Genomic DNA, 2357 nt, shown 5'->3' with positions numbered 1-2357 from the left:
GTAAGCGGATGGCGAACACACCTACCGAACTCCAGCATTAAGGGCGATGGTGTCCGCGTATTTTTAAGCGGACACCATCGCCCTTATCGCCAGGATTTCCATGCGCCAACGAAGCTCTTACCCCAAACCATTCAAAGCCCAGGTCGTCCAGGAATGCCTGCAACCCGGAGCGACAATTTCCAGCGTAGCCATCCATCACGGCATCAATGCCAACGTGATCCGCAAGTGGCTACCGGCTTACCGGGATCAATCGCCTGCAACCTTGCCGGCTTTCGTTCCGGTAACAACGGCACCAAGGCGAGCATTAGAAGAGATGGTGATCATCTCGCTGCCTCTGGGCGATAAATCCATCACCGTAAAATGGCCAGCCTCAGATCCGGACGGCTGTGCGTGTTTTATTCGTGGCCTGGCCCGATGATTCGTATCGATGTCATCTGGCTCGCCACCGAGCCCATGGACATGCGCGCCGGCACTGAGACCGCGTTGGCCAGAGTGGTCGCGGTGTTCGGTGTGGCGAAGCCGCACTGCGCTTACCTCTTTGCCAACCGCCGGGCCAACCGGATGAAAGTCCTGGTGCACGACGGCGTCGGTATCTGGCTGGCGGCGCGGCGCTTGAACCAAGGTAAGTTTCATTGGCCAGGCATCCATCGTGGGATGGAGGTCGAACTTGACCCCGAACAACTCCAGGCGCTGGTGCTTGGATTGCCTTGGCAACGAGTCGGTGCGGGCGGCGCAATTACATTGCTTTAAATGCTCCTTTCAGCTGTAGCACTCGGGCTGCTTTGGTAAAATCCACGGCATGACTTCCTTGCCCGATCTCGACCAGATGACTCCCGAACAACTGCGCACACTGGCTGCGCAGTTGATGTCCAGGGTCGACACCATGGGCCGAAAGATCCATCGTGATGAAACGATCATTGATCAGCTCACTCACGAGATCGCCATCCTCAAACGGCACAAGTTCGCCAAACGCAGCGAGCAGATCAGCCCGGCGCAAGGCAGCTTGCTTGAGGACCTGCTCAATACCGACCTCGAAGCCATCGAGGCCGAGTTAAAAGCCCTTCATCCAGCGCCCGCAGAGACAGAACCACGCCAGCAACCCAAGCGTGCGCCGCTGCCGCCGCAGTTCCCTCGCACTGTGATCCATCACGAACCGGACAGCACTCAGTGCGCGTGCGGCTGCCAGCTTCAGCGCATCGGTGAAGATGTCAGCGAAAAGCTGGACTACACGCCGGGCGTGTTCACCGTTGAACATCACGTCCGTGGGAAGTGGGCCTGCCGGCAGTGCGAAACGTTGATCCAGGCGCCGGTGCCGCCGCAAGTAATCGATAAGGGCATCCCCACGGCGGGCCTGCTGGCCCACGTGATGGTGGCCAAATTCGCCGATCACCTGCCGCTCTATCGACAGGAAAAGATCTTCGGCCGTGCCGGCCTGGCTATCCCGCGCTCAACACTGGCGCAGTGGGTGGGTCAAACAGGAGTGCAGCTTCAGCCGCTGGTCGATGCGCTGCGCGAAGTGGTGCTGGCCCAGCGCGTGGTTCACGCCGATGAAACGCCGGTACAAATGCTGGCACCCGGCGAGAAGAAAACCCACCGCGCCTATGTCTGGGCCTACAGCACGACGCCGTTTTCGGCCTTAAAGGCTGTGGTCTACGACTTCAGTCCCAGCCGTGCTGGCGAACATGCGCGTAACTTCCTGGGCACCTGGAACGGCAAGCTCGTCTGTGATGACTTTGCCGGCTACAAGGCCAGCTTCGAGCTGGGCATCACCGAAATCGGCTGCATGGCCCATGCGCGCCGCAAGTTCTTCGACCTGCATGTCGCCAATAAAAGCCAATTGGCGGAGCAGGCGCTTCACTCGATTGGCGGGCTGTACGAAGTCGAGCGACACGCCAAGGAAATGAGCGATGAAGACCGTTGGCGATTACGCCAGGAAACAGCCGTGCCCATCGCTGAAAAGCTGCATGAGTGGATGTTGGCCCAGCGTGAACTTGTGCCCGAGGGTTCGGCCACGGCCAAGGCTCTGGATTACAGCCTCAAACGCTGGGTAGCGCTGACGCGCTACCTGGAAGATGGTGCTGTGCCCATCGACAACAACCAGATCGAGAACCTGATCCGGCCGTGGGCGCTCGGGCGTTCCAACTGGTTATTTGCCGGGTCGCTGCGCAGCGGCAAGCGGGCGGCGGCGATCATGAGTCTGATCCAGTCGGCGCGCATCAACGGGCATGATCCGTATGCTTATCTCAAAGATGTGCTGATGCGACTGCCAACGCAGCGGGCCAGCGAGATCGAGCGACTGCTGCCGCATCAGTGGATACCTGCCTGATCTGTGCAAGGTGTGTTCGCTGGCCGCTTAC

The 2357-nt window shown here is 59.7% G+C and carries 3 protein-coding genes; all 3 read left to right on the top strand.

Going from position 1 to position 2357, the window contains the following annotated elements; all coding sequences use genetic code 11:
- Positions 1 to 100: 100 nt before the first annotated feature.
- Genes tnpA through tnpC form a run of 3 tightly spaced genes read left to right on the top strand, consistent with a single transcriptional unit; the run spans position 101 to position 2326 of the window.
- Positions 101 to 418 carry an IS66-like element accessory protein TnpA gene (gene tnpA / locus ACYP2A_RS10645; RefSeq protein WP_459744958.1) on the top strand — a complete coding sequence of 106 codons (318 nt, stop codon included), beginning with the start codon at positions 101 to 103 and terminating at the stop codon, positions 416 to 418.
- Positions 415 to 750, top strand: coding sequence for an IS66 family insertion sequence element accessory protein TnpB (tnpB, locus tag ACYP2A_RS10640; RefSeq protein ID WP_459744957.1), 336 nt, complete (start codon positions 415 to 417; stop codon positions 748 to 750). The genes tnpA and tnpB overlap by 4 nt, the downstream gene beginning before the upstream one ends.
- A 49-nt stretch (positions 751 to 799) precedes the next feature.
- A complete protein-coding gene (gene tnpC, locus ACYP2A_RS10635; protein ID WP_459744956.1) occupies positions 800 to 2326 on the top strand; it encodes an IS66 family transposase in 1527 nt (508 codons plus the stop codon).
- The last annotated feature ends 31 nt before the right edge of the window (positions 2327 to 2357 follow it).

It is taken from the genome of Pseudomonas sp. 3A(2025) (assembly GCF_054589175.1).
Note: the sequence above shows the minus strand (reverse complement) of the source record. Positions and strands in the feature narration are given on the sequence as shown.